Source organism: Micromonospora sp. DT227 (assembly GCF_049841835.1).
GTDB lineage: Bacteria > Actinomycetota > Actinomycetes > Mycobacteriales > Micromonosporaceae > Micromonospora.
Window position 1 is genome coordinate 230,481 of record NZ_JBNCLA010000003.1, and the last position, 26,511, is coordinate 256,991.

26 protein-coding genes and 1 riboswitch are annotated in these 26,511 nt (G+C 73.6%); of the genes, 3 read left to right on the top strand and 23 right to left on the bottom strand.

Translation table 11 applies throughout. The features are described from left to right. Window positions 1–199: 199 nt before the first annotated feature. Genes ACLQ2W_RS13355 through ACLQ2W_RS13370 form a run of 4 tightly spaced genes read right to left on the bottom strand, consistent with a single transcriptional unit; the run spans window position 200 to window position 3,523 of the window. Window positions 200–610: a type II toxin-antitoxin system Phd/YefM family antitoxin gene (locus ACLQ2W_RS13355; protein ID WP_281941943.1), complete on the bottom strand. Its 411-nt coding sequence runs from the start codon at window positions 608–610 to the stop codon at window positions 200–202. 38 nt (window positions 611–648) lie between these two features. After that, the gene (locus ACLQ2W_RS13360) at window positions 649–1,191 is read right to left on the bottom strand and encodes a GNAT family N-acetyltransferase (RefSeq protein WP_107157374.1); all 543 of its coding nucleotides are present in this window, start codon (window positions 1,189–1,191) and stop codon (window positions 649–651) included. 50 nt (window positions 1,192–1,241) lie between these two features. Further along, window positions 1,242–2,963, bottom strand: a complete 1,722-nt coding sequence (locus ACLQ2W_RS13365) for an acyl-CoA dehydrogenase family protein (RefSeq protein ID WP_425786662.1) — start codon at window positions 2,961–2,963, stop codon at window positions 1,242–1,244. Continuing rightward, on the bottom strand, window positions 2,960–3,523 hold the full coding sequence (locus ACLQ2W_RS13370; protein ID WP_107157372.1) for a PadR family transcriptional regulator: 564 nt from the start codon (window positions 3,521–3,523) through the stop codon (window positions 2,960–2,962). The genes ACLQ2W_RS13365 and ACLQ2W_RS13370 overlap by 4 nt, the downstream gene beginning before the upstream one ends. 133 nt (window positions 3,524–3,656) lie before the next feature. Continuing rightward, window positions 3,657–3,767: riboswitch (SAM riboswitch) on the top strand. A gap of 244 nt (window positions 3,768–4,011) precedes the next feature. Here ACLQ2W_RS13370 and ACLQ2W_RS13375 point away from each other — a divergent pair. From ACLQ2W_RS13375 to ACLQ2W_RS13385, 3 genes are read left to right on the top strand one after another with little or no spacing between them, the layout of a single operon-like run. Continuing rightward, window positions 4,012–4,875 carry an ABC transporter substrate-binding protein gene (locus ACLQ2W_RS13375; RefSeq protein ID WP_425786663.1) on the top strand — a complete coding sequence of 288 codons (864 nt, stop codon included), beginning with the start codon at window positions 4,012–4,014 and terminating at the stop codon, window positions 4,873–4,875. A 30-nt stretch (window positions 4,876–4,905) separates the two neighbouring features. Further along, a complete protein-coding gene (locus ACLQ2W_RS13380) occupies window positions 4,906–5,685 on the top strand; it encodes an amino acid ABC transporter permease (protein ID WP_425786664.1) in 780 nt (259 codons plus the stop codon). After that, the gene (locus ACLQ2W_RS13385; protein ID WP_425786665.1) at window positions 5,682–6,425 is read left to right on the top strand and encodes an amino acid ABC transporter ATP-binding protein; all 744 of its coding nucleotides are present in this window, start codon (window positions 5,682–5,684) and stop codon (window positions 6,423–6,425) included. Before ACLQ2W_RS13380 ends, ACLQ2W_RS13385 begins: the two co-directional genes overlap by 4 nt. Here the strand turns inward: ACLQ2W_RS13385 and ACLQ2W_RS13390 are convergent, their stop codons facing one another. The 19 genes from ACLQ2W_RS13390 to ACLQ2W_RS13480 form a co-directional block, all read right to left on the bottom strand. Continuing rightward, complete coding sequence (locus tag ACLQ2W_RS13390) at window positions 6,426–7,346, bottom strand: carbohydrate ABC transporter permease (protein ID WP_425786666.1); 921 nt, start codon at window positions 7,344–7,346, stop codon at window positions 6,426–6,428. Continuing rightward, window positions 7,343–8,362 (bottom strand): ABC transporter permease, encoded by a 1,020-nt coding sequence (locus ACLQ2W_RS13395; RefSeq protein WP_425786667.1) that lies wholly within the window; start codon window positions 8,360–8,362, stop codon window positions 7,343–7,345. The genes ACLQ2W_RS13390 and ACLQ2W_RS13395 overlap by 4 nt, the downstream gene beginning before the upstream one ends. After that, a complete protein-coding gene (locus ACLQ2W_RS13400) occupies window positions 8,359–10,038 on the bottom strand; it encodes an extracellular solute-binding protein (protein WP_425786668.1) in 1,680 nt (559 codons plus the stop codon). The genes ACLQ2W_RS13395 and ACLQ2W_RS13400 overlap by 4 nt, the downstream gene beginning before the upstream one ends. 93 nt (window positions 10,039–10,131) lie before the next feature. Beyond that, entirely contained in the window at window positions 10,132–10,821 is a 690-nt protein-coding gene (locus ACLQ2W_RS13405; RefSeq protein ID WP_405089788.1) for a RibD family protein, read from the bottom strand. Then, window positions 10,818–11,447 (bottom strand): GTP cyclohydrolase II, encoded by a 630-nt coding sequence (locus ACLQ2W_RS13410; protein ID WP_425786669.1) that lies wholly within the window; start codon window positions 11,445–11,447, stop codon window positions 10,818–10,820. Before ACLQ2W_RS13410 ends, ACLQ2W_RS13405 begins: the two co-directional genes overlap by 4 nt. A 67-nt stretch (window positions 11,448–11,514) precedes the next feature. Next, window positions 11,515–12,435: a lysylphosphatidylglycerol synthase domain-containing protein gene (locus ACLQ2W_RS13415; RefSeq protein ID WP_425786961.1), complete on the bottom strand. Its 921-nt coding sequence runs from the start codon at window positions 12,433–12,435 to the stop codon at window positions 11,515–11,517. A 111-nt stretch (window positions 12,436–12,546) separates the two neighbouring features. Continuing rightward, on the bottom strand, window positions 12,547–13,356 hold the full coding sequence (locus ACLQ2W_RS13420; RefSeq protein ID WP_425786670.1) for an SAM-dependent methyltransferase: 810 nt from the start codon (window positions 13,354–13,356) through the stop codon (window positions 12,547–12,549). After that, window positions 13,353–14,390: a glycosyltransferase family 4 protein gene (locus ACLQ2W_RS13425; RefSeq protein ID WP_425786671.1), complete on the bottom strand. Its 1,038-nt coding sequence runs from the start codon at window positions 14,388–14,390 to the stop codon at window positions 13,353–13,355. Before ACLQ2W_RS13425 ends, ACLQ2W_RS13420 begins: the two co-directional genes overlap by 4 nt. A 4-nt stretch (window positions 14,391–14,394) precedes the next feature. Beyond that, window positions 14,395–14,793 (bottom strand): 6-pyruvoyl trahydropterin synthase family protein, encoded by a 399-nt coding sequence (locus ACLQ2W_RS13430; protein ID WP_107157360.1) that lies wholly within the window; start codon window positions 14,791–14,793, stop codon window positions 14,395–14,397. Between the two features lie 2 nt (window positions 14,794–14,795). Next, the gene (locus tag ACLQ2W_RS13435; RefSeq protein WP_425786672.1) at window positions 14,796–15,773 is read right to left on the bottom strand and encodes a zinc-dependent alcohol dehydrogenase; all 978 of its coding nucleotides are present in this window, start codon (window positions 15,771–15,773) and stop codon (window positions 14,796–14,798) included. 94 nt (window positions 15,774–15,867) lie between these two features. After that, window positions 15,868–16,137 (bottom strand): hypothetical protein, encoded by a 270-nt coding sequence (locus ACLQ2W_RS13440; protein ID WP_425786673.1) that lies wholly within the window; start codon window positions 16,135–16,137, stop codon window positions 15,868–15,870. Between the two features lie 107 nt (window positions 16,138–16,244). Next, window positions 16,245–16,601: a DUF1622 domain-containing protein gene (locus ACLQ2W_RS13445; protein ID WP_405089794.1), complete on the bottom strand. Its 357-nt coding sequence runs from the start codon at window positions 16,599–16,601 to the stop codon at window positions 16,245–16,247. A 133-nt stretch (window positions 16,602–16,734) separates the two neighbouring features. Then, window positions 16,735–18,144 carry a cellulose binding domain-containing protein gene (locus tag ACLQ2W_RS13450; RefSeq protein ID WP_425786674.1) on the bottom strand — a complete coding sequence of 470 codons (1,410 nt, stop codon included), beginning with the start codon at window positions 18,142–18,144 and terminating at the stop codon, window positions 16,735–16,737. Continuing rightward, window positions 18,141–19,535 carry a pectinesterase family protein gene (locus ACLQ2W_RS13455; protein WP_425786675.1) on the bottom strand — a complete coding sequence of 465 codons (1,395 nt, stop codon included), beginning with the start codon at window positions 19,533–19,535 and terminating at the stop codon, window positions 18,141–18,143. The genes ACLQ2W_RS13450 and ACLQ2W_RS13455 overlap by 4 nt, the downstream gene beginning before the upstream one ends. A gap of 171 nt (window positions 19,536–19,706) precedes the next feature. Further along, window positions 19,707–21,842 (bottom strand): sigma-70 family RNA polymerase sigma factor, encoded by a 2,136-nt coding sequence (locus ACLQ2W_RS13460; protein WP_425786676.1) that lies wholly within the window; start codon window positions 21,840–21,842, stop codon window positions 19,707–19,709. Window positions 21,843–21,946: 104 nt separating this feature from the next. Beyond that, window positions 21,947–22,612, bottom strand: coding sequence for a TcmI family type II polyketide cyclase (locus ACLQ2W_RS13465; RefSeq protein ID WP_425786678.1), 666 nt, complete (start codon window positions 22,610–22,612; stop codon window positions 21,947–21,949). A 31-nt stretch (window positions 22,613–22,643) separates the two neighbouring features. Continuing rightward, the gene (locus ACLQ2W_RS13470) at window positions 22,644–23,870 is read right to left on the bottom strand and encodes a cytochrome P450 family protein (RefSeq protein ID WP_425786679.1); all 1,227 of its coding nucleotides are present in this window, start codon (window positions 23,868–23,870) and stop codon (window positions 22,644–22,646) included. After that, window positions 23,867–24,187, bottom strand: a complete 321-nt coding sequence (locus ACLQ2W_RS13475) for a putative quinol monooxygenase (protein WP_107157354.1) — start codon at window positions 24,185–24,187, stop codon at window positions 23,867–23,869. The genes ACLQ2W_RS13470 and ACLQ2W_RS13475 overlap by 4 nt, the downstream gene beginning before the upstream one ends. Next, window positions 24,184–26,451 carry an FAD-dependent monooxygenase gene (locus ACLQ2W_RS13480; protein WP_425786680.1) on the bottom strand — a complete coding sequence of 756 codons (2,268 nt, stop codon included), beginning with the start codon at window positions 26,449–26,451 and terminating at the stop codon, window positions 24,184–24,186. The genes ACLQ2W_RS13475 and ACLQ2W_RS13480 overlap by 4 nt, the downstream gene beginning before the upstream one ends. Between the last annotated feature and the right edge of the window lie 60 nt (window positions 26,452–26,511).

The following is a 26,511-nucleotide window of genomic DNA, read 5'->3' on the forward strand; positions in this document are numbered from 1 at the left end:
CGTTGCGCCCCCGCCCCGCGCGGCGCCCGCCCCCCCCCCCCGGGGCGCCCCCCCCCACGGCGGCGCCGGCCGGGTCGGGCCGGGCGGCTCCCGGGTCGGGCGCGTGGTGCGGACGACCCGGGCGACGGGGCCGGTGGCGCCTGGCCCTCGGGCGAGGCACGGGCGGCGCTTGCCGCCGGGCGTCGGTCGGCGCGGCCGGTCAGGGGCGCAGCAGGTCGGCGTGGGCGGCACGGAGCCGGGTGAGGGCCGCGTCGCCGGCCGGCGCGCGCCGGTCCAGCTCGGCCCACGCCTCGGCGAGCGCGTCGGTGAGGGCCCGCAGCTCGGCGGCGTGCCGCCGGCTGGACTGCCGGTGCAGCTCCTCCAGGCGGCGGGCCCAGCCGGCGCTGATCGCGGCGATCCGCTCCGCGTCGGCCCGGGCCTGGGCCCCGGTGCGGGCGGCCGGGGCGGGCACGATCGCGGCGATCGGGCGGGGATCGCCGTCACGCGTGACGACGGTGACCGTGTCGGTCAGCTCGGCGAGGGAGACGAGTTGGGTGAGCCGGGTGCGGACCTCGCGCAGCGGCAGGGCGCGCGGCTGGGGGGACCGGTCGGCCAGTGCGGGGACAGCCATGGACACATGTTGACGTCCGGGTACGACAAGAACCCTTCTCAGGCCGTCCATTCCGGCGCCAGCACCGACCAGACCTCCATGTCCGCCCGGCCCTCCGGCACCGGCGCGGCGTCCCGGAGCACCCCGTCGCGACGCATGCCGAGCCGGCGGGCGACCGCGATGCTGCGCTCGTTTCCGGCCCGGGTCACCCACTCGACGCGGTGGATGCCGCGCTCCCGGACCGCCCAGTCGATGACCACCCGGGCGGCGCGGGTGACCAGGCCCTGGCCCTCCGCGTCCGCCTCCAGCCAGCAGCCGGCCTCGCAGACGCCGCGCGCCGTGCTCAGCGACACCAGCAGCACGCCACCGACGAGCGTGCCGCGCTGCCAGATGCCCCAGATCCCGCCGTCGTCGCGGGCCCACCGGTCCGCGTACGCCTGGAGGACCCGGCGGGCCGACTCGGCGTCGGTGGCCACGAAGGACGCGCCGACCCAGGGCGCGATGTGCTCCCGGCAGCGGTCGAGGTTGGCGAGGAACTCGTCGGCGTGCCAGGGCTGCAACGGTCGCAGCTCGGCGTCGTCGGTCAGGGCAAGCGCGAACATTCGTGCAACCTACCGGCCCACCGTGCGGTCCCGCCCGCCGATTTCGCCGCTCACTGTCGCATCTCGTACGCGCCGGCCAGGTCGGCCACCCGCTGCCACGTCCGGGCGCTGCGATCGGCGTCGACCACCGGGCGGCGGATGTGGGCGAGCGCCCAGGCGGCCTGCTCGTCGGTGGTGGCCGGTTTGCCGTGCAGCTCGGTGGCGTAGCCGGAGAAGTCCCGGACCAGCAGGTCGAAGATCTCGTCGAGCAGGTCCGGGTCGAGACCGGTCAGCTCCGCCTGCTCCAGGACGAGCTGACCGTAGACCACGAGCGCGAAGAGCTGGCCGATGGTGAGCAGGAAGTCCAGGTCGCGCTGCTGCGTCTCGTCCGGCGCGTGCGCGGCGAGCAGCGTGACCAGACCGTCGGCCTGTTCCCGGAACCGGGCCACGTTGGGCAGGTGGGCGTGCGCGTCGTAGGGGGCGCGCCAGTCGTGGAACCGGATCGCGCCGAGGCCACGCGCCGGGCCCTGCCGGAACAGGAACGTGTCGTCGGCCGCGTCCCGCCGGGTCGGCACCGCCGGGTGTTCGGTGGGCCGGAACAGGTAGTTGGGCATGAACTTGAGGATCAGCGCCAGGTTGACGTGGACGGTGCCCTCCAGCTTCGGCAGGCCACGGATGTCCTTGGCGGCCTTGTCGAAGTAGGTGTCGGCCTCGAAGCCCTTGGCGGCGATGACGTCCCAGAGCAGGTCGATCACCTTCTCGCCCTCGGTGGTGACCTTCATCTTGGTCATCGGGTTGAACAGCAGGTAGCGGCGGTCGTCCGGGCCGGCCGAGCGGAAGTAGTCGACCGCCCGGTCGCTGAAGAGCTTCATCGCCACCAGCCGGGCGTACGCGTCGGTCAGCTCGCGGCGCACGTGCGGGAAGTCGGTGACCCGCCGGCCGTACAGCACCCGGCCGTGGGCGTGGCTGACCGCCTCGTACATGGCGTGCTCGCAGATGCCGACGGACGCGGTGCAGAGGTTGAACTTGCCGACGTTGACCGTGTTCAGCGCGGCGTCGAACGCGGCCGGCCCGGTGTGCAGCACGTCCTCGGCGCGCACCGGGTAGTCCTCCAGCCGGAACTCGGAGACGTACATCTGGGCGGCGACCACGTTGCGGACCAGCCGGTACGCCGGGTGCCGGCTGTCGGCGGCGAAGAACACGTACCCCTCGGGGCCCTCGACGTCGGCGCGCCGGCCGAAGACCGAGACCAGCCCGGCGACGTTGCCGTTGCCGATGTAGTACTTGCCGCCGGTGGCCCGGAAACCACCCGCGCCGTCGGGGGTGAGCAGCATGTCGGTGGCGTAGATGTCGGCGCCGTGCGGACGCTCGGAGAGGCCGAACGCCATCACGTGCCCCTGGTCGAGCAGCTCGGCGGCGCGGGCCCGGGCGGCGGCGTTGCCGCTCTGCCACACCGGCCCGAGGCCGAGCACGGTGACCTGCCAGGTGTACCAGTAGCCGAGCCCGTAGAAGCCGAGGATCTCGCTGAGCGCGGCGTTGCGGGCGGTGTCCCAACGCTTGTCGGCGTCGTCGCCGCCGTCGGCGGCCGGGGTGAGGAACGTGGCGAAGAGGCGTTCCCGGGCGGCGAAGTCGAGGAAGTCGGCGTACCACTCGCGGGCGTGGTAGCTGTCGACCAAGGCGCGCTTGCCCCGGGTCTCGAACCAGTCGATGGTGGCGCGCAGCAGCCGCCGCGAGGTCTCGTCGAGGTCGGCGGGGTCGTAGTGGTGCGGGTGGAACAGCAGCGGGTCGCTCACGCGGGGGGCCTTTCCGGGTCGAGGTCGCGGAGGGTGGCCAGGACGTCGTCCAGCCAGGCCAGCACCATCCGCTCGTACGCGATGCCGCCGCGCAGCACCACGTGCTGCAACGCCGCCCGGGCGTCGGGTGCGGCGGAGCCGAAGTCGCGGCGCTCGCCGGCCAGGTAGCCGGCGAGGACGGTCTCGTGGTCGGCGCGGTAGCGCTCGACCTCGGCGACCAGGAGCGCGCGCCCGGCCGCGTCGTCGAACGCGGCGCCCCGGATCTTGACGGCCAGTTCGTGCCGGACCGCCTCCGGGCGCACCGGGGCGTGCAGCCAGCCGACAAGTGCGGCCCGGCCGGTCGGGGTGACCGACCAGAGCTTCTTGTCCGGCAGGCTCTCCTGACCGATCTCCTCACCGGTGATCCGGTCGTCCTCGGCGAGCTGTTTGAGGACCCGGTAGATCTGCTGGTGGGTGGCGGTCCAGAAGCGCCCGATCGAGCGGTCGAAGCGACGGGCCAGCTCGTAGCCGGAGGCGGGTTGCTCCAGCAGCGAGACGAGGATGGCGTGCTCCAGTGACATGCCGGCCATCTTGCTATGCACTTTGTTGCATAGCAAGAGCTAGTCCGGCAGGGAGTCGCCCGGTAAGGCACGGCCGTGAGGGTGGTCATAACGGCTGGACGACCGGCGCACCGGTGCTGCTAGCCTTTCGGCAGGTCATGAGCGCCAGCGTCAAGCCCCGGCTCGCTGGCCGGCAACCCTCCGCCACGGTGGGGTGCTCCGGGTGAGGACCAGGCGCCGACGGCAGTCGGCGCAAGCGTGGCCTGGCACCCAGGTCAGCACCAACCGGCCAGGGAGACCCGATGTTCGCACCGCCCCTCGTTCCGACCCGCCTCATGCTGGTCACGCGCCGCCACGTCGACCTGATGCGGGTGTGCAGCGACCGCTGTCGCGACGCGCGCTGAGCGACCGCTCCACCCTTTCCCCGATCCATCCTTCCGGCTTCGCCGTGCCCGGCGGCGCCGGCACCGGCACGCGTCCCGCGTGTCCGTCCACTCTGGAGAGACATCGTGCGTATCCGTACCGCCCTGACCCGCGTCGCCGCGCTCGGCGCCGCCGCCGTGCTCGCCGCCACCGCGCTGACCGCCTGCGGCGGGGCAGCCGACGACGCGGCCGACAACCCGTACGGCCTACGGCAACCCGGTGTGATCCGGGCCGGCACGCTCACCGACGCCCCGCCGAACGTCTTCCTCAAGGACGGCGAGTTCACCGGCTTCGACAACGACCTGCTGCGGGCCGTCGCCGGGAAGGTCGGTCTGAAGGTGGAGTTCGTCGGCACCGACTTCTCCGCGCTGCTCGCCCAGGTCAACAACCGCAAGTTCGACGTGGGCAGCTCCTCGATCACGGTCACCGAGGCCCGGAAGAAGACCGTCGACTTCGGTAACGGCTACGACTTCGGCTACTTCGGCCTGGACGTGCCGGCCGGCTCCGCGATCACCGGCTTCGACCAGCTCGCCGGCAAGCGCGTGGTGGTGGTCCAGGGCACCGTGCAGGACGACTTCGCCACGAAGGAGAAGCTGAACCCGGTGCGGGTGCCCGACTACAACGGCGCGGTCAACCAGCTCAAGGCCGGCACCGCCGACGCCTGGATCGCGCCCGCCGAGATCGGCGACAAGTCCGCGGCCGACAGCTCCGGCAAGATCAAGGTCGCGGCGAAGCAGCTCAGCCCCGCGCCGACCGCGTACGCGGTGGCGAAGGGCAACGACAGGCTGCGCGAGGCGCTGGACAAGGGCCTCGACCAGGTGATCGCCGACGGCACCTGGAGCCGCCTCCAGGAGCGGTACTACCCGGGGCGGCCGATCCCGGCCGACTTCACCCCCGGCAGCGGATCGGTAGCCGTGCCGTCGCCGTCGGCGGCCTCTGCGAACCGGTAACCGGGCACGAGCGGGACGGACGGAGCGGACATGGATCCACTGAGCACCCTCTGGGAGACGTTCTTCGACTGGGGGTCGATGCGCGAGGCGCTGCCCGAGATGCTGACCGTCGGGCTGCCGAACACGCTGATCCTGGCCGCCTCCGCCGCCCTGCTCGGCTCGGTGCTGGGCATGCTGCTGGCGGTCGCCGGCATCTCGCGTACCCGCTGGTTGCGGTGGCCGGCCCGGGTCTACACCGACGTGTTCCGCGGCCTGCCGGCCGCGGCCACCATCCTGCTCATCGGCGTCGGCCTGGCGCCGCTGGGCATGGAGGTCTGGGGCCCGAACCCCTACCCGCTGGGCGTGCTGGCGCTGTCGCTGATCGCCGCCGCCTACCTCGGCGAGATCTTCCGGGCCGGCATCCTGAGCGTGGAGGCCGCCCAGTTGGAGGGCGCCCGGGCGCTCGGCTTCTCCTGGGCCGAGTCGATGCGGCTGGTGATCATCCCGCAGGGCGTACGCCGGGTGCTGCCCGCCTGGGTCAACCAGCTCATCGCGTTGATCAAGGACTCCAGCCTGGTCTACTTCCTCGGCCTGCTGGCCAGCCAGCGGGAGCTGTTCCGGATCGGCCAGGACTACGCGGCGAACACCGGCAACCAGTCCGCGCTGCTGCTGGCCGGCCTGTGCTACCTGCTGCTGACCGTGCCGCTGACGCACGCGGTCAACTGGCTGGACCGGCGGCTGCGCCAGGGCCGCCCGGCCGCACCGCCGCCCGAGCCCGACACCGACCTGACGCCGGCCGGCGTCACCCCGACCGGAAGGGACCCGCGATGAGCACCGGCACCGTCACCTCGGTCAGCCTCGCCGTCCGCGACGTGCACCTGGCGTTCGGCGCGCACCGGGTGCTGCGCGGCGCGGACCTGGACGTGGCCCGGGGCGGCACCGCCTGCGTGATCGGACCGTCCGGCTCCGGGAAGTCCACGCTGCTGCGCACCGTCAACCGGCTGATCGAGCCGGACCGGGGCGACGTGCTGTTGGACGGGCGCAGCGTGCTACGCGACGACCCGGACGCGCTGCGGCAACGCGTCGGCATGGTGTTCCAGCAGTTCAACCTCTTCCCGCACCTGAGCGTGCTGCGCAACGTCACGCTCGCGCTGCGGAAGCTGAAGAAGCTCGACCGGGACGAGGCGGAGGCGGTGGCCCGCGCCCAGCTCGACCTGGTCGGGCTCGCCGCGAAGGCCGACGCCCGGCCGGCGCAGCTCTCCGGCGGCCAGCAGCAACGCGTCGCCATCGCCCGCGCGCTCGCGCTGCGCCCGCAGGTGATGCTCTTCGACGAGGCCACCTCGGCGCTGGACCCGGAGCTGGTCAAGGGCGTGCTCGCGGTGATGGCCGACCTCGCCGCCGCCGGCATGACCATGGTGGTGGTCACGCACGAGATGGGCTTCGCCCGCACCGTCGCCGACACGGTCGCGTTCATGGACGCCGGCAGAGTGCTGGAGGCCGGGCCGCCGGCCGCCGTGTTCGAGGCCCCCGAACACCCCCGGCTGCGGCGGTTCCTGTCCCAGGTGCTCTGATCAGCCCTTGACGGCCCCGATCAGCACCCCCTTGATGAAGTGCCGCTGGATGAACGGGTAGACCGCGACGATCGGCGCGACGGTCAGCACCACCACCGCCATCTTGATCGCCTCGGTCGGCGGCATGGTCACGCCGCTGGCCGCGCCGGAGGTGTGCGGCGCCTGCCCGGCCAGCAGGTAGCTCTGCAACACCCGCTGGATCGGGTACATGTCGTTGCGGTCGATGAACAGCAGCGCGTCGAACCAGACGTTCCAGTAGCTGACCGCGTAGAAGAGACCGACCACGGCGATCACCGCACGGGACAACGGCAGCACGATGCGGCCCAGCGTACGGAAGTCGCTGGCGCCGTCGATACGCGCGCTGTCCAGCAGTTCCTGCGGGATGCCCTGGAAGAAGCCGCGCACCACCACCAGGTTGAACACGCTGATCGCGGACGGCAGCACCAGCGCCCAGATGGTGTCCTTGAGCCCGAGCCCGGTGACCACCAGGTAGCGGGGCACGAGCGGCGGGTAGACCAGGAACGGGATCAGGAAGTACGCCAGCAGCCAGCGGTGCCCCAGCGTGCCCGGCCGGGACAACCCGTACGCGGCCAGCACGGTGACGGTCAGCGCGATCGCGGTGCCGCAGACGGTGACCAGCGTGCTGATCCACAGCGCCCGGGTGACCGCGCCGCCGGCGAAGATGGTGGCGTAGGCCGAGGTGTCGATGCCCTTCGGCACCACCACCAGGCCGCCCGCGTCGGCGATCGTCCGGCGCGACGAGAGGCTGGTCACCAGCACCACCCAGAGCGGGAAGAGGACGCCGAGCACCAGCAGGGTGAGCAGGGTGGCCTTGAGCGCCTGGCCGACGCGGGTGGGGGGTTCCTCCCACACCGGGCGGTGGGGCCGCGCGCGCGGCGGCCGTCGGATGATCACGGTCATGACTTCGAGTAGATCCCTCGTTCGCCGAGCAGGTGCGCCACCCGGTTCGCGGCCAGGATCAGCACCAGGCCGACCACGGCCTTGAACAGGCCGGCCGCCGCGCCGTAGCCGTAGTTCCCGGTGGCGATGGAGAAGTGGTAGACGAAGGTGTCGAGCACCTCGGCGGCCTGCCGGCCGACCGCGTCGCGTTGCAGCAGGAACTGTTCGAAGCCGACCGAGAGCGCGTCACCGAGGCGCAGGATCAGCAGCAGCACGATCACCGGACGCAGGCCGGGCAGCGTGATGTGCCAGAGCCGCCGCCACCGGCCGGCGCCGTCCGCCGCGGCGGCCTCGTAGAGGCTCTGGTCGATGGTGGACAGTGCGGCGAGGAACACGATGGTGCCCCAGCCCACGTCCTTCCAGACCGCCTCGGCGGTGACCAGGACGATGAACGTGTCCGGGTCGGTCATCACGTTCCACGGCTGCATGCCGGCGTCGCGCATGGTCTGGGCCAGCAGCCCCGCGCCGCCGAGCATCGCGACGAAGAAACTGATCACCAGCACCCAGCTGAAGAAGTGCGGCAGGTAGACGATGGTCTGGACGAGGCCGCGCAGCCGGCTGGAGAGCAGGTTGTGCAGCATCACCGCGAGCAGGATCGGCAGCGGGAAGAAGAACACGAGCTGGAACGCGGTGATGGCGAGCGTGTTGCGGAACGCGTCCCAGAACGCCGGGTCGTCGAAGAGGAGCTGGAACTGGCCGAAGCCGATCCAGTTGCTGTGCGTGAACGCCTGCCACGGATTGTCGCCCAGGTACGGGTTGTAGTCCTGGAACGCGATGACGTTGCCGGCGATCGGCAGGTAGCTGAAGATCAGCAACACCAGGAAGCCGGGCGCCACCATGGCCAGCAACTGCCAGTCGCGGCGCAGCCGGCTGCGCAGCGGCACCCGGCGACGGCGGGGCGGTCGGCGACGGGCCGGTGGGGCCGGCTCGTCGGGTCGGGCCCGCTCGGGCCCGACCGCGACGGCCGGCTCGCTCACTTGGCCGCCTTGGGCAGCGAGTCGGCGAGCAGCTTGCGGGCTTCCTCCCCGCCGTTGGCCTTCCACTCGGCGACGATGGCGTCCGCGTCGCTCAGTGGACGCCGGCCGCGCAGCACGTCGGTGAACTTGTCCTCGGTCGGCACCTGGTTGGCCTTGTAGGCGGCCGGCATCTCCAGCTTGACCCCGGCCCAGGGGTTCTTCTCCAGGAACTTGACCATCTGGTTGGAGTAGTTCAGCACGTCCGGGACGTAGCGGGGGGTGTCCGGGTACGGCCCGATGGTGGGGTTGCGACCGCTGATGAAGAAGTACTGGTTGGCGATCTCCTTGAACGCCAGGTCGGTCTTGACCGGCCCGTTCGGCGACTTGGTGTGGTGCTTGCCCTCGACGCCGAAGTCCCGGAGCTGGGCCTCCTGGCTGCCCAGCGGCGCGGAGCACCAGTTGATGACGCGCAGCAGCTCCTGGACCCGATCCTTGCCGAGGCCCTTCCTGACGAAGGTGAACGAGATCGGCTTGTCCTCGCCCCAGACCAACGGGTCGCCGCCGGTGGCGGAGAAGATCGGCACCGGCTGGATGTTCAACGTCGGGTTGGTCTTCTGGTGCTCGGCCTGGGCGCCCTGCCAGAAGCCGATGCCGTCCTGCTTGAACACGATGGCGCCGTTCTTGGCGAACAACTGCTTGGCGTCCGCGCCGCGACTGGCCACGATGTCCGGGTGGACCAGGCCGTCCTTGTAGATCTTGGCCATCACCTCGAGCGCCTGGCGGAACTCCGGCGTCTCGTACTTGAACTCCGGCGTCCCGTCGGAGCGCAGCCGCCACCCCTGGTTGGCGCCGGGCACCCGGTGGAACATCTGGATCATGGCGAAGACGTCGTCGAACGCCCACACCTTGCGAGCCGGGTCGGTGACCTGCCGGGCCGCGGTCAGCAGCTCGTCGAGGTTGGTCGGCACCCCCAGGCCGCGCGCGTCGAGCAGGTCCTTGCGGGCGAACAGCGCCCAGGGGAACGGCCCGTCCGTGGGATTGGGCACGGACATCAGCCGCTCGTTCCACACCGCCTGGCGCCAGGCCCCGGTCGGGAAGCTGGCCAGCATCGGGTACGCGTTCGCAGCGTCGCCCCGGAGGTGGTCGGTGAGGTCCTCGAAGAGCGCCTTGATCGCCTCGGCGAAGCGCGGGATCTTCTCCACCTCCCAGCTCGGCACGCAGAGCAGCTCCGGCACGTCGCGGGCGCTGAGCATGGCGTTGAGCTTGTCGGCGTAGGTGGCGCCGTCCTGGATGGTGAAGTTGACAGGCGTGCCCAGCTCGGCGTTGACGGCCTGGAGGTAGGCGCTCTGCGCGATGCCGGGCGGCGCCGGGCCCCAGGCGGGCGTCATCGCGGTGATCTGCTTGCCGCTGGTGCCGGGCTTGTCGGTGATGGCGTCGACAAGCGTCGCCGGGTAGCTGGTGTAGCCGTCGGGCACCGGGCGGGTGCCGACGATGTCGGGCTTGACGGCGCCGGGCAGGTCCTTCCGCGTCGGCAGCAGGCCGGAGACGGCGTCGAGCTGCTGGGAGGCGCCGGAGCCGGCGGGCTTCTCGGAGCATCCGGCGAGCAGCGGGCCGCCTGCGGTGGCGGCCACGCCGAGGCCGACCAGGCCGAGGAAGCGGCGGCGGGTGGCGCCCGGATCGGGGTGGTGCACGCTCATCGATACCCCTTCGGGAGGGATGCATTCGTATGGATGAGCAACAAACTAATCTCGACCGTGAGCTTGCACAAGAGCGAACCGGAGCGGCGTCGGTCAGGCCTGGCAGCGGTCGGAGAGCGCGTAGCGCGTCAACACCACGTCGCCGATCTGGCGCACCTCGACCACCCGGGCCCGGCGACCCGGGTGCCACGGGAAGCGGCCCTCCCCGACGAACCGGGGGGCCCGACCGTCCCCCACGAAGAACGGCGCGACCACCAGGTGCAGCTCGTCGGCGAGCCCGGCGGTGAGGAACTGGCGGTGCATGGTGCCGCCGCCCTCCACCATCAACCGGCCGACCCCGCGCCCGGCCAGGTCGGCGACGACCGCCTCCGGGGTGACCGGCTCGCCGGCGTCGACCACGGTGGCCACCGCGCCGACCTGCTCCCGGGCCTTGTCGACCACCCCGCTCGGGCAGTAGACCAGCTTGACGCCGTCGCCGACGGTGAAGAAGCGGGCCACCGGGTCGAGGTCGCCGCTGCCGGTGACCGTCACCTTCACCGGGGACGGGGGCAGGCCCCGGGCCACCCGCTCGGCACGCCGCCGATCGCTGCGCACCAGCAACCGGGGGTCGTCGCGGCGGACCGTGGCCGCGCCCACCATGATCGCGTCGCACCCGGCCCGCGTCGCGTCGACCCGGTCCAGGTCGTCGTCGTTGGAGAGCAGCAGCCGCTCGGTGGTCGCGTCGTCGATGTAACCGTCGATCGACATCGCGCAGCTCAGCAGCACGTACGGGCGGGTGGTCACGGCACGAACGGCAGGTCGAGGGCGTGGTCGGCGCGGGTGACCTTGGCCGCCAGGTAGTCGGCGTTCGCCGGGGACAGGTGCACGCCGGTGACCACCCGGTCGGCCACCGCGACGCCCAACCCTTCGAGCTGTGCCGCCTTGTCCGGATTGTTGCTCAGCAGGGCCACCCGGTCCACGCCCAGCGCGGTGAGCATCTGCGCGGCCACCGTGTAGTCCCGCTCGTCGGCGCCCCGGCCGAGCGCCAGGTTCGCCTCGTACGTGTCCAGCCCGTCGTCCTGGAGCGCGTACGCGTCGAGCTTGGCGTACAGGCCGATGCCCCGCCCCTCCTGACGCAGGTAGAGCAGGTAGCCACCGGCCTCGGCGATCCGCTCGACCGCCTCGCGCAACTGCGGGCCGCAGTCGCAGCGCTGGCTGCCGAACACGTCGCCGGTCAGGCACTCGCTGTGCGGGCGGACCAGCGGCGGGTCGGCGTCGGCGTACCCGCCGAGCCCGAACGCCAGGTGCTCCCGGCCGTCCACCAGGCCGTGGAACGTGTGCACCAGGGCGGTGGTGGAGTATCCGTCGGGGAACCGAAGCGGGACCGTGACCCGGGTCCGGACCGTCGCGCTGGGCAGGGTTTCGTCCATGGTTCTCCTCCGTCCGGTCGCCGGGCTGACCGACGACTCACACCTCGCACCCTCACCGTATGCGGGATCACCGACAGTTGCCGGTCGGGCGCAACAGCAGCACCACGGCGCCGGGCAGGCTGGCCACCAGGACCAGCGCGCCGTAGACGGTGCCGGTGGCGACGCCCTGGGCCGCGGTCAGGCCGGCCGCCGCGAACGCCCAGGCGGCGACGCCCTCGCGGGGCCCGAAGCCGCCCACGTTGAGCGGCAGGGCCATGGCCAGCAGGGCGAGCAGGGTCAGCGGCAGCAGGCGGGACAGCGGCGCGTCGGCCCCGGCGGTGCGGGCGGCCACCACGAACGTGGCCAGGTGGCCGGCGAACACCACGGTCGAGGCGATCACCACGCCGGCCCAGGTCCGCCGCGCCAGCAGCCCGGCGCGGACGTCGGTCAGCGCGGTACGCGCCACCCGGGCGAGGCGGGACGCCCCGGAACGCGGCACCGCACGGGCCACCAGCACCAACGCCACCACGGTCACCACCCCGACAGCGGCCAGCGCCGGCAGGTACCGGCGGACCGGGGACGGGAACGCGGCCAGCACCGCCACCGCGATGACCACCTGCACCACCTGGCCGGCGGCACGCTCCCAGACCACCGCGCGGACCCCCCGGGCCACGTCCCCGGCGTCCCGGCCGTGCCGGACCGCCCGGTGCACGTCGCCGAGCACGCCGCCGGGCAGGGTGGAGTTGAGGAAGATCGCCCGGTAGCAGTGCGCCACCGCGGCGCGCATCGGCAGCCGTACGCCGAGCCCGCCGGCCACCAGCGACCAGCGCCAGGCGCCGCTCACGGTGGTGACCACGCCGATGCCGAGCGCGGCGGCCAGCGCCGGCGCGTCGATCAGCCGCAGCCCGGCCAGGAACGGACCGGTGCCGACGAAGGCGACCAGCGCGGCGAGCACGGCCAGCCCGGCGGCCGGCCGCAACCAGGCCCGGCGGGTCCAGGCCCAGCGCACCCGGGCCGGGCGCGGCCGGACCGGTACGGGCACGGGCGCGGCGACGGCGACATGTGACAAACGGTCCTCCCTCGTTCCCACCGGATGTCACGTGTCGGCGGGCCGTACGGTTCAGCCGGCGAGCAGGTCGGCGTGGTGCAGCACCACCTCGACCCGGCCGGCGGCGGCCTCGGCGAGCCGCCACTCGGTATACGTCCGCGCGGGGCCGTTCAGATGCGGTCGCTCCTCGACGGCCGCGTCCACCCAGCCGGTCAGCCACTCGGCGGTCAGCGCGGCCTGCTCCGGCCCGAGCCGCCACGGGGTGGACCGCACCGCCACCTCGACGCCGTGCCGGCCGAACGCGGCCACCGTGGCGTCCACCGCGTCCGGCCCGAGCAGGGCCCGCCCGTCGACGGTCCGCCGTTGGTGGGCGTTGAACGCGTCGGCCAGCTCGGCGTCGAGCGGATCCGCCGGGGTGAACTCCGCACGGCCGGACACGGTGAGCGCGAACAGCGTCGGGTGTCCGGCGCAGGCGGCCACCATCCGGTCGACCTCTTCGGCGGTGAGCATGTCCAGCAGCGCCGACGCGGTGACCAGGTGGGCGTCGGCCAGGTCGGCGCGGGTCAGCCGGGTGATGTCCGAGCCGCGGGTGGTCACCGTGACCGGCGCGCCGTCGGCGGCGGTGAGCCCGCCGCCGGTGGCCAGCGCCAGCAGGTGCCTGTCGCGTTCGTGCAGCACCCAGCGCTGCGGGCCGGGCAGCCGGGGGGCGAGCCAGCGGGCCATCGACCCGGTGCCGCTGCCCAGGTCGTGCACGACCAGCGGGCGTCCGGCGGGCAGCCGGTCGCGGGCCGCGTCGGCCAGCTCGACCGAGCGGGCGGCCGCGTCGGCGGGCTCGCGCAGTCGTAGCCAGTCCGCGAAGTCGGGTGGGAGTGAGGTGGTCATGCCGCGGTCGCCTCCTTGAGCGCCGTCGCCAGCCGGTCCACGGTGACCGGCCAGCCGGTGAGGGTGGGCCGCCGCTGCCGGGCGGCGCGGCGCAGCCGGTCCCGCAGGGCGGGGTCGGTGAGCCAGCGGCGCAGCGCGTCGGCGGTCGGACCCGGGTCGTCCGGTGGCACCAGCAGGCCGGGCCGGTCGCCGTCGGGGGCGTGCCCGAGCGTGGCCGGCAGGCCGCCGGTGTCGCTGGCCAGCACCGGTACGCCCCGGGCCAGCGCCTCGGTCACCACCATGCCGTACGTCTCCCGCCGGGAGGGCTGGACCAGCAGATCGGCGGCGGCGTACGCGGCGGCCAGCTCCGTCGCGGTACGCGGGCCGGTCAGCCGGACCCGGTCGGCCAGCCCGGCCCCGGTGAGCCACCCACGCAGCCGGTCCACGAACGCCGGGTCCCGGTCCAGCGGGCCGATCCAGTCGCAGGTCCAGTCCAGGTCGGCGACCCCGGCGAGCGCGGCGGCCAGCACGTCGTGGCCCTTGACCGGGGTGACCGCCGCGACGCAGAGCAGACGCCCGCCGCCGGGCGTGCCGGGGGCGACCGGGGCCGGCTCGACGCCGGGCGGCGCGACCGTCACCCGGGCGGGGTCGAGCGGGTAACGGTCGAGCAGCCGCCGGCGGGTCCACTCGCTGGTGGCGACCACCCCGGTCGCCGCGCCGAGGGCCCGCCGTTCGGCCTCGTCCTCGATCGGCAGGTGCACCAGCACCACCAGGCGCAGTCGCGCGGCGTGCGGGGCGAGCACGTCCGGCACGGTCGAGGCGACCAGGCCGTCGAGCAGCACGGTCGCGCCGCCGGGCAGCCCGGAGAGCAGCCCGGCCAGCGCGGATCGTTCCCGGTCCCCCGGGTGCGGCCAGCGGCCCGGCACCTGGTGCTCGCGCACGGTCCAGCCGAGCGCCGCCAGCCCGCGGCAGACGTGCCGGTCGTAGGCGTTGCCGCCGCTGGGGTTCGCCGGGTCGTCGATGTCGCCCGGCAGCACCACGTGGACGGCGGTCATCCGGTCACAGCGGCCGTTCGTAGCTCGCCCAGGCGACGTGCGACTCGTGCAGCGTGACGGTGATCCCGGCCAGACCCCGGGCCCCCTCCCCCAGCCGGCCGGCGTGCACCGCGTCGGCGAGCCGGTCGGCGACGGTGCGGGCCAGCACCTCGGTGGTGGTGTTCACCCCGGCGAAGGCCGGCTCGTCGTCCAGGTTGCGGTAGGTCAGCTCGCCGAGCACGGCCTTGAGCTGCTCGGTGGCCAGGCCGATGTCGACCACGATCCCGTCGGCGTCCAGCTCCGCCCGGCGGAACGTGGCGTCGACGACGAAGGTGGCGCCGTGCAGCCGCTGGGCCGGGCCGAACACCTCGCCGCGGAAGCTGTGGGCGACCATCATGTGGTCCCGGACGGTCACGCTGAACACGTTCACTCCTCGCCGTAGGTGATGAGATGACAGAGCGCCGGGAGCCGGCCCGAGGCGAGCCGGTCCAGCACGTCGGGCAGGTCGGTGAAGCGGGACCGGCCGGTGAGCAGCGCGTCGAAGGCCGGGTCGGTCAGCAGGTCCAGGGCGACGGCGAGCCGGTCGGCGTAGCTGCGGTCGGCCCGCCGGGGCGAGACGGTGCCGACCTGGCTGCTGCGGATGGCGAGCCGCCGGGAGTGGAAGGCGCCGCCGAGGGCGAGGGTGACCGGGCGGTCGCCGTACCAGCTCAGCTCCAGCACGGTGCCCTCCGGGCGGAGCAGCTCCAGGCCGCGTTGCAGCCCGTCGGCGCTGGCGCTGGCGTGCACCACCAGGTCGCGCCCGCCGGTCGCGTCGGCGGGCAGGGCGAAGTCGACCCCGAGCGCCTCGGCGACCCCGGCCTTGCCCGGGTCGGCGTCGACCAGCTCGACCCGGACGCCCGGGAAGCGGGCCAGCAGCGCGGTCACGCTGCACCCGACCATGCCACCGCCGATCACGGTGACCCGGTCGCCGACCAGCGGCGCGGCGTCCCAGAGCGCGTTCACCGCGGTCTCCACGGTGCCGGCCAGCACCGCCCGGGCCGCCGGCACGCCGTCCGGCACGACCACCACCGATCCGGCCGGGACCACGTACGCGCTCTGGTGCGGGTACAGGCAGAACACGGTGCGCCCGCGCAGCTCCGCCGGGCCGGTCTCGACCGTGCCGACGTTGAGGTAGCCGTACTTGACCGGCCCCGGGAAGTCGCCCTCCTGGAACGGCGCGCGCATGGCGGCGTGCTGGTCGGCGGGGACCCGGCCGGTGAAGACCAGCGTCTCGGTGCCCCGGCTGACGCCGGTGAACCGGGTACGGACCAGCACCTCACCGTCGCCGGGCGGGTCGAGGCGGACCGGCCGGATCTCGCCCTCGCCGGGCGCGCGGAGCCAGAACGCGTGGGCGTCGACGGTCACGGATCCTCCTCGTTCTCCGCATTCCGGCCGGGTTGTCGATCATAGACACGGAAGCGGGACGACCCGGGTTCGAACCACCCGGCCCACCGGCCGTTCAGGCGGCCCGCCGCCGCTCCCCGGCCGGCCGGCTCGCCGACTCGGCGCGGCGGTCGGCGTCCCCGGCCAGGCGCATCGCCCGGCGGGCGGCGGTCAGCGGGTCGCAGGGCGTCGGCGCGCCGGCGCAGAGCAGGCTGGCGCACCGACCGGCGACGTCCGGCCGGTGTGCGGCGGCCACGTCGTACGCGCTGCGCCACAGCAACGGGTCGGTGACGCCGCGTGGCAGGACGGCGTCCTGACTGGACCTGGTCCGGATCGTGTCGGGCACCGGTGTTCCCCTTCCCTCGTCACTCCCGGTGTCAGTGACCCGGTGAGTCGACATCAAACCTCTCACCCGTGCGCAGGTGCCGGCCAGCAATACATCTCACGTCCGACTCATCGGCCCCCCGGAGGCTTGCCCTGCCAGGGCCAGCGGCCGTCCAGCTCCACCTCCAGCGAGAAGCTGAGGAACGTCCGGACCGCCACGATCAACGCCAGCACGCCCACGCTGGTGAAGGTGGGCGACACCGCGACCGTACGGATGATGTCGCCGCCGACCAGGAACTCCAGGCCGAGCAGGATGGCCCGGCCGACCCCCTGCCGGTACGCCCGGTAGTGCGCGACCACCTGCCGGGTACGACCGCAGCGCGCCGCGAACACCACCGTGGCGACCGTGACGCCCACCGCGATGACCAGCACCCCGGTCAGGTCCAGCAACGCGCCGATGTGCTGGATGATCTCCTTGGTCGGCACCCGACACCTCCGTCCGCCTCAGCCTGGCGTATCCGGCGGGGGCGGCGAGCGGGTTTGCGCGACCCGGCAGCCGGTGGGGGACGTCCGGCCGGGGCGGCGGGCCCGGTGGACCGCACCGCCCCGGCCGGCGGCCTCACCGGCCGATGGCGGCCTGCGGTCCGGCGTAGGTCCGGACGAGGTTCGGGACCTGGTCGGCGGCGTCGAGCCGGTAGCTGTAGAAGCTCGACGGGGTGAAGGCCGACCCACCGGTCTCCCGCTGGCCGGTGCAGCTCACGCAGACGCTGCCGGTCTGGCGCAGCTCGGCGGTGTCGTCGCGGTAGTAGGGGTCCTTGACGGTGTCGTAGTACGTGTTCTCGATGACCATCCTGGTGGCGCCGCGGGAGTAGTTGCCGTAGCCGCGGACGTTCTGCAGGTAGTTGTTGTAGAGGTGGGCGTACTGCACGTTGTCGGTGCTGGGGTTGCGCACGTTGGTGTCGTGGATCCAGTTGTGGTGGATGGTGATGCGGGCGGTGACGTTGGTGGTCCAGCCGATGCCGAACGCCTTGTTGCCCTCGGCGATGACGTTCCAGGACACGGTCAGGTTGGTGGTGTCCTTACGGCTGTCGATGAGGCCGTCGTTCATCCGCACGATCTGGTTGTGGTCGATCCAGATCCGGTTGGCGGTGTCCATCTGGATGCCGTCGTAGTCGAAGTCCTTGTCGTCCGGGTCGTCGGAGGTCATCCGGGTGTCGCGGATGGTCAGGTTCCGGATGATGACGTTGCTGGTGCCGGTGCCGAGGTTGAAGCCGCCGTTGACGATCTGGCCGCTGCGGCCGACGCCGACGATGGTCTTGTCGGACCTGACCGGGATCTCCCTGCCGTACGGGCTGACCGTGATGGCCGCGCCGACCCGGATCACGTACGGGGTGCTGGCGGCGGCGTACCGCTCCAGGTCGGCCTGGTTGGTGACGGTGACCGTGGTGCCACCGGCCCCGCCGGTCGTGCCGGCGGCCCCGGCGAACCCGTCCGGCGCGTTCGGGTACGGCCCGCTCGACGGCGGCGTGGTCGACGGCGGCGTGGTGGGGGTCGGGCCGGGCGCGCCGGTCGTCGGGGTGACCCCGCCGGTGCAGGCGGTGCCGTTGAGCGTGAACGCCGTCGGCGCCGGGTTGGTGGCCCCGCGCGTGCCGGTGAAGCCGAACGAGACGCTGCCGCCGGTCGGCACCGCGGCGTTGTAGCCGACATCGGTCGCGGTGACGCTCGACGTACCGGTCGGGATCGTCGCGTTCCATGCCTGGCTCACCTGCTGGCCGGCGGGGAACGTCCAGGCCAGCCGCCAGCCGGTGAGCGCGTCGCCCAGGTTGGTGACCGTCACGTCGGCGTTGAAGCCGCCGCTCCACTCGCTGGACACCCGGTAGTCGACCCGGCAGCCGGCCGCCGCCTGTGCGGTGACCGCGGTGGCCGCGCCGGCCACGGCGAGCGCCGCGGTGGCGCCCAGCACCAGGGCGGTACGCCAGGACCGGCGCGGCGTCGGGTGCGTCGTGTCCCTCTCCCGGGTGGGGCTCACAGCGGATTCCAGCCGTCGGTGCCGGCCAGGTACCGCTGCGGGGTGTAGTTCGCCGCCTGGGCGTCGCTGAGCTGGGGGCGGTTGCCGTTGACGGTCGCGCCGGCGCCGGTGTTGCGGTATTCGGAGAAGCGGGCGTTCTGCCAGGTGGCGTCGCCCATGTTGGTCCACGGCTGGCTGATCTTGATGGTGTTGCTGAGCGTGGACTCGCGGTAGAGCACCTGGGCGCCCTGGCCCCAGGGGCGGCCGAGCGTGGTGTTGTTGGTGCCGGTGCCGGTGACGGTGGACCGGTAGATCAGGAAGCCGTAGGTCCGGGCGGGGTCGGTTCGGGCGGCGGTGATGGCGCTGCCGGTGGAACGCTTCTCGTGGATGGTGGAGGCGTTGATGACGACGGTGCCGTCGCCGAAGATGAAGTCGGTGGTGCCCTCGATGTAGGAGTTGACCACGTAGGCGCGGGTGCGCGCGTTGACCAGGAAGGTGTCCTGGTCGCCGAGGAGCCGCACGTTGCGCAGCACGGCCCGGTCGGCGTTGAGGTGCAACGCGACCGCCTGCTGGTTGACGGTCGTGGAGTTCTCGTCGTAGTCGTTGGCGATGGTCAGGTTCTCCGCGACGAAGTTCGCGCCGTCGACGAACATGCTGGCGCTGGCGAAGGTGCCGTTGCTGGCGGCCGAGTTGTTGTAGACGATCGTGGTGTTCGACGGGGACGAGCCGAGCCCCTGGAAGGTGATGTTCGGCTTGTTCGCCGGCACGCGTACCACCTGCCGGTAGGTGCCGGGCTTGATGGTGATGACCCGGCGGGTGGTGTTGTTCGCCGGCACCGCGTCCACCGCCTCCTGCACGGTGCGGTAGGTGCCGCTGCCGTCCGCGGCCACCGTCGGCGTGCCGGCCGGCGGCGGGGTGGTCGGCGGCGGGGTCGTCGGCGTCGGGGTCGTCGGCCCGGAGGTCGGCGTCGGGGTCGCCGTGGGGGCGGACGGGCCGCCACAGGCGACACCGTTGAGCGTGAACGCGGTCGGGCTCGGGTTGGTGGTGCCGGTCGAGGCGCCGTTGAAGCCGACCTCGACGCTCGCGCCGGCGGCGATGGTCGCGTTCCAGTCGACGTTGGTGGCGACGACGGCCGCGCCGGACGAACTGGCGGTGAAGCCCCACGCCTGCGTGACGGTCTGCCCGGCCGGGAACGTCCAGCCGAGACGCCAGCCGGTGAGCGTGTCACCGAGGTTACGGATGGTGATGGCGGCGCTGAAGCCGCCGGACCACTGCGCGGTGACCCGGTAGTCGACCTGGCAGCCCGCGGCGGCCTGGGACGGGCCGGCGGTGGCGACGCCCACGGCGGCGATGGCGGTGGTGACGAGCACGGCGAGCACGGTGGCCGTCCGTCGTCGGAGGAGGATTCTCACGGTTCTCCCGGGGTTCGGTGCGGATGCGGTGTGGTCTCCCCGACCGTCACCGCCAGCGCTGGCGGCGGCCCGCACGGCAGGGAGCGGTGCCCGGAACGGGTGCTGCCCGGCGACCCCGTCAGCACACAGACGGGCCGGCACGACCGCGGCAACGGTTTTCCGGCGGATTTCTCAGAAGGCGGTCAGGTCGGCGCCGATGCCGGTACCGGTGCTGAGGTAGCGGGTGGCCGGCAGCGTCCCGTCCGGCCGGCGCGGTCCCTCGGCCACACCGGGGTCGGTCGACCGCAGCCGTACGGCGGTCCCGCCGTCCCAGGAGTTGCCGGCGGTGTCCGCGGCGCCCCGCGCCGGTGCGGCGTTCCCCACGGCCAGGTTCCGGCGCGCGGTGGTCTCGCCGTCGGCCAGGTCGAAGCCGACACCGCCGTTGCGGAAGGCGGTGTTGCCGGTGAGGTCGATCGGCCCGGTGTTGGCCTCCACGCCGAACCCGTGTCCCCGGTTGTCCCAGGCCGCGTTCCCCCGCACCCGGTGCCCGGCCGGGAGCGACTCACCGCCGCCGAGGGAGAAGCCACACCCGTTGCTGTCCCAGTCGGCCACCTCCCAGCGGTCCTGCCCGTTGCCGTAGGACCAGTTCCGCTCCACCGTCACCGGGTCGGCGAACCCGCCCAGGTCGACGCCGTCGTCGGCGTTGTGGAAGGCCCGGTTGCCGCGCAGCACGTTCCCGACGCCGGCCCCGAACTTGACCGCCAGCCCGATCCCGGAGCCGCCCGGGTCCGCCGGGTCGTAGCTGCGGAAGAAGTCGCTGTCGAGCACCTGGTTGTCGACCGTTCCCGGGTCGCGCAGCGTCAGGCCGGAGCGGACGTTGTCGTGCATGGAGAGCCGGCGGAACACGGTGTGGGCGCAGGACCGGCAGACCCAGGCGTGGCTGCGGGAGCCGCGTACCTCGAGATCCTGCACGGTCCACCACGCGGTCCGCTGGGTGACCGCCCACCTGTCCGCGGGGATCGCGGCGGCGTCGAGCACCGGCTGTTCCGCCCGGTAGGCGCCGAGCACGATGCGCCGGTCCGCGGTGCCGTCGGTGGTGATGGTCACCGGCTCGGTCATCCGGTAGGTGCCGCCGCGCAGCGCGATGGTCTGGCCGGGCCGGACCACCTCGACCGCCCGGCCCAGCGTGGCGAACGGACGGCGGAGACTGCCGTCGCCGTCGTCGTGGCCGTCGGGGGCGACGACGATGTCGGCGTCGGTGAGGCCGGTGCGCGCCTGCGACGGCCGAGGCGTCGGGGTGTCGCCCGGCGGTCCCGACGGCGCGGGCGGGGCCGACGGGCCGCCGTACCCCGGGATCGTCGGCGCGGCGGCCACCACGCCGTCGCGCCCGTCCGGGGTGTGCCGCACGGCGGGCACGAGGCCACCGACCGCCAGGATCGCGACCGTACCCGCCGCGACCGCGGCCTTGTGCGACAGCACGCCCCGCAGGCCGCCCGGCACGCCGGAGACGGCGGACACGGCGGCCGACGCCGTCGGCGCGACCGCCCGGGCCTCGACCGCCAGGCGCAGCCCGGCCGGCACCGCCAGCGCGGCCAGCACGGGCAGCACCTGCTCCGGCGTGGTCCGCCGGCCGCCGGCCGCGAGGCACGCCGGGCAGGCGAACACGTGCCGGCCCAGCCGCTTACGCCACAGCGGGACGAGCACCCCGTCCCAGCCCCGCGCGGTGCGGGCCAGTTCGGGGCAGCGCGGCCGGGCCCGCCAGGCGGCCAGCACCGTGTACGCCTGCGCGAGCCGGGCGCGCATCCGCTGGATCCGGACCGCCGCGTGTGCCGGGCCGACCGCCAACGCCTCGGCCAGGTCGGCCCGGCTCAGCTCGCCGTTGAGCTCCTGCCACCACAGCGCGAGCACCTCGCGGTCGTCGGTGTCGAGCCAGGCGACGGCGGCGAGCACGTCCCGCCGCTCGGCGTCCCGCTCCGCCCCGGCCAGCACCTCGCCGGCCACGTCCACGGCCGGGTCCGGCACGTCCGCGTACGGGTCCAGCGGCACCTGCCGGGCGACGACCCGCCGGCGGGCGTGCTCCCGCACCTGGCGGATGGCGATGGTGACCAGCCAGGCCCGGAAGCGTTCCGGTTCACGCAGCGCGGGCAGCCGCTCGACCACCCGCAGCATGACCTCCTGCACCACGTCGTCGACGTCGGCGTGCCCGGCCAGCGCGCGGCCGACCACGTTGTAGACGAGCGGCAGGTGGGCGGCGAGCAACGCGGTGAGCGCGCCCCGGTCACCGCGACGCGCGGCCGTCACCAGGTCGACGTCCGCCTCCGCGGTCACCGCGCACCGCCCTCCGGCCCCCGCGGGATCCCGACCACCGGCGATCGTGGGAGCGCGCCCAAGAGGCTGGCACAGCGTTACCGGCTTGTAAACTCCACCCCGGCTCAGTCCTGCGCGCGCCAGCGGTAGAAGACGGTGGCCACCTGGTCCTGCGGGCCGTGGCAGAGGTCCGGCCGGTACGGCTCGACGTACGGGCCGAGCTCCCGCCGCACCCTGTCGAACGTCGGCGTGTCGGCGTGCTGGTCGCGGGTGGCCTCGGCGGCCGAGGACTCCTGCTCCAGCAGGTGCACGTAGACGTCGTCGATCGAGTAGAGCCAGCGCCCGGTGACGCCCAGCTCGGCCGGGAGCGACCCGGCGTCGGACTCGGCGAACACCCGGGCCACGTCCGGCTCGGCGCCCGGCTTGATCCGTCCGACGATCACGGTCAGCCTGGTGTCGTCCGGCGGCTCCCCCTCCGGCGCCCAGTGGTAGAACTCCTTGGCCACCGAGTCCGACGGGTTCTTCCAGTACCGCGGGTACGGCGTCACGTACGGGCCGATCTCCTCGGCGATCTTCTGGAACGCGGGCAGCCCACGGGTCTGCCCGGAGATCCTCGGGTCCTGCTCACGCTCGATCACGTGCAGGTACAGGTCGTGGTGCGACAGCAGGTACCGGCCGATGACGCCGAGGTCCTGCGGTCGGGTGATCTGGTCGTAGTGGCCGAAGACGTTGCCGACGATCTCGTCGCTGCCGGGGACCATGTGGCAGACGATCACGTTCCGGAAGACCATGACGTGCTCCTTGGCTGGCTGAATGGGCGGGCTAGGCGGAGAAGGTGACCGGCAGTTCCAGCAGGCCACGGAAGGGCGAGGCGGCGGGCAGTCGGCGTACCTCGGCGAGCGGCACGGCGAGCCGCAGCCCGGGCAGCCGCCGCAGCAGCGCGGAGAGCGCGAGCAGCGCCTCCATCCGGGCCAGCGAGACACCCAGGCAGTAGTGCACGCCGTGACCGAAGCCGAGGTGCGGCCCCCGGACCCGGCGCAGGTCGAGCCGGTCCGGGTCGGCGAAGTGGGCCGGGTCGTGGTTCGCCGCGTTGATCGCCACCCCGACGATCGAGCCGCGCGGGATGCGTACCCCCTGGTACTCGACGTCCTCGGTGGTGATGCGCGGGCTGGCCACCGGCAGCGGGCCGTCGAACCGCAGCAGTTCCTCGATCGCGGTGGGCAGCAGTCGCGGCGTGCTGCGCAGCAGCGCCAACTGCTCCGGGTGGGTGAGCAGGGCCAGCACCGCGTTGCCGAGGAAGTCGGCGGTGGTCTGGTGGCCGGCGAACAGCAGCAGGAACGTGGTGGTCACCAGCTCCGCCTCGGACAGCGTCCGGTCCCGGTCGACGGCCCGCACCAGCGCGCCGATGATGTCGTCGGCCGGGTCGCCCCGCTTGGCCCGGACCAGCTCGGTCAGGTAGTCGTGCAGCTGCGCCTGGGCCTCCTGCACCGCCGCGCGTTCCTCCTCCGGCGGCCGGCGGGTCGAGCCGGAGGTGCGGATGACCTGCGTCCAGTCGAGCACCCGGTCGTGGTCGGCCGGCGGCACGCCGAGCAGCTCGCAGATGACCGTCATCGGCAGCGGGATGGCGAAGTCCCGCATCAGGTCCGCCTCGCCGTGCGGCACGATCTTGTCGAGCAGGGAGTCGACGACGGTGGCCACCCGGGGTCGCAGCGCCTCGATCCGCCGGGGCGCGAACGCCTGTGACACCACGCGGCGCAGCCGGGTGTGCTCGGGCGGATCGGAGTTGAGCATGTTGCGGTTCAGCCCCTCCGAGTTCGGGCCGAAGATCCGCAGGAAGTGCCGGTCCGGGCCGTAGAGGTCCTTGGACAGCCGCGGGTCGGTCAACGCCGCACGCGCGTCGTCGAAGCGGGTGATCAGCCAGGAGTCGAAGCGCGGCGACCCCACCGGGCAGACCGGCCGCTGCGTGCGCAGCCGGGCGAAGGTGGGATAGGGGTCGGCCGCGAACGCGTCCGTGTACAGCTCGCCGGCGGGCACCACGTCGTCGGTCATCGGGCCTCCCCCGGCTCGCCGGCCACACTGTGCAGCACCTGGTAGGTGTGCCGTTCCGCGGACTCGCGCAGTTCCCGGACCACGCGCAGCAGCCGGTCCCGGTGCGCGCTGCGGCCGAACGCGTCCAGCCGCTCCCGGTCGGCCCAGTCGCTGATCACCAGATAGACCCGCGGGTCGTCGGCGTCGCGGACCAGGTCCTGGTGCAGGCAGCCGTCGAGCGTGCGGATCTCCTCGGCGGCGGTCCGCCACTCCGCCTCGAACCGTTCCTCGCAGCCCTCCCGGGTGCGCATCGCCAGCACCGTCCGGACCCGGCTCACCGGACACCGCCGAACACCAGGCACAGGTGCTTGCGGAGCGCGTCGGCGTCGACCGGGGCGCCCCGGAACCCGACGTGCCCGTCCGGGCGGATCAGGTAGAGCCCGGTGCCGGCCAGGCCGTACCCGGCGCGGAACCGCCGGTCGGCGTCGCGCAGCACCGGCGGGTCGGCCAGGTGCGGCTCGGCGACATCCGGGTCGAGCAGCAGGTACGCGTCCAGCTCCCCGCCGGCCTGCCGCCGCGCGTCGGCGCAGAGGTCGGCGAACCCGGCCAGTTCCGCCGCGTCGGCCGTGGCATCGGCGTAGAGCAGCAGCGTGTGCCCGGTGCCGCGGGTCAGGTCCCGCAACCGCAGCGGGTGCCCGACACCGCGCCGCCGCAGTCCCTCGACGTCCGGCGCGCGGTCGCCGGGGCGGGGCGCGTCACCGAGCGCGGCCGGGTCGGCGACGGTCTCCCCGACCAGCGGGCTGCCGGCGTAGCTGAGCAGCAGGGACATCTCCTGGAGGAACTGCCGTTCCAGGTCGGCGCGGTCCACCTCCTCGGTGCCCGCCATCCGCACCGCGCGACCGACGATCTCCTCGCCCTCCGGCCGCCGCTCCGCCTCGTAGCTGTCCAGCAGCCCGGGGGCGGCGCGCCCGCGTACCGCCAGGGCCAGCTTCCAGGCCAGGTTCCAGGCGTCCTGGATGCCGGTGTTCATGCCCTGGCCGCCGGCCGGTGGGTGCAGGTGGGCGGCGTCGCCGGCGACGAAGACCCGACCGTGCCGGTAGCGGTCGACGATGCCGTGACTGATCCGGAACACCGACGACCAGCGCAGGTTCGACGCCCGGGTGCCGGGCGGGGCGAGCCGGTCGAGGGCGGCCTGCACGTCGTCGAGCGTCGGCGAGGCGAGTTCCTCGCTGAACCCGGGCGGGGCGTCCCGACCGCCGGTCTGCGCGAAGAACCGGGGCGGGGCGAGGGTGGCGATCCGGTACCGGCGCTCACCCCGCAGCGGGACGCAGACCAGCATCCCGTCCATCTGTCCGTCGGTGGTGTGCAGGAACCGCAGCAGGTGCCCGTCCGGCATGTCCCAGTCCACGTCGACGTCGACGAGCATGAACAGTTGCGGGAAGCGACCGAGCCCGCCGGTGAAGGTGAGGCCGAGCCGTTCCCGGACCCGGCTGTGCGCGCCGTCGCAACCGATCAGGTACGCCGCGCGGACGGTCTCGGTGCCGCCGTCGGCGGTGCGGACGGCAGCGGTGACGCCGTCCGCGTCCTGGGTGAAGTCGACCAGTTCGGCGCCGCGCCGGGGGCGCACCCCGAGCGTGGCCAGCCGTTCGGTGAGGATCCGTTCGGTCTCGTACTGCGGCAGGCCGAGGTGGGCGTACGGCAGGCCGGGCAGCTCCCAGCTCATCCGGTGCGTCTGCACACCGTTGACGAAGACCATGTTGCCGGTGAGCCAGATACCGGCGTCCATCGCCTCCCGGACGACGCCCTGCTCCTCCCAGATCTCCATGGTGCGGCAGTGCACGCCGATCGCCTTGTCGGCCTGGTCGGGCGGGGTCGCCAGCCGGTCGATCACCCGGCAGTCGACGCCGCGCCGGGCCAGCTCGACGGCGGCGGTGAGCCCGGTGGGGCCCGCCCCGACCACCAGTACGTCGGTTGTCCTCTCCACGTCGGCCTCCCTGCCCGTGGTGTGGTGTCGCCGGTCGTCCGCGTCGGGCACGACGTGGAAGAGACGGCGTCGGATGTCGAGGAGGAACGGCGCGATCGGCCCGGCCTGCGCCGAGGCGTGCGCCGGGTCGGCGATCCAGTCGAGGAACTCGGCCGCGCCGTCCCATTCGGCGAAGATGTGGTGCACGTCCGACCCGGGTTCGCGGAGCAGCCGCTCCCGCCGGTAGCCCGGCACGGCCGCCATCCGCCGCACCACCTCGGGGTAGCCCCGGTGGAACTCGGCGAGGCGGGCGCTGGGCACGATCAGCTCCACGTCGACGTAGACCGGCCCGGCCCCGTCGACGTCCTCGGTCATGGTCGGGTGGTCGGGCGGGCCGGCCGGCTCGGTCAGCGGCCGGAGCAGCTCGGCCAGGCGCGCCGCCACCGGCCCGTCCCGGTACGCGCGCAGCGCCGCCTCGTCGACCCACTCGGTGACCACGACGAAGCCGTACGGGTCCAGGGCGTCCCGCAGCAGCTCGCGCCGGAGGCTGCCGGGCAGTGCGCTGACCTGGCCGGCGACGGTCTCCCAGGCCGGCCCGACGGCGGGTTCGCAGCCGGGGCGCGCTCGCCTGAAGAGCATCGTCCTGACCATGCCGCCCCCTCGCGCCGTGCCGCCTCGTGCCGCGACCCTGCCGCAGGT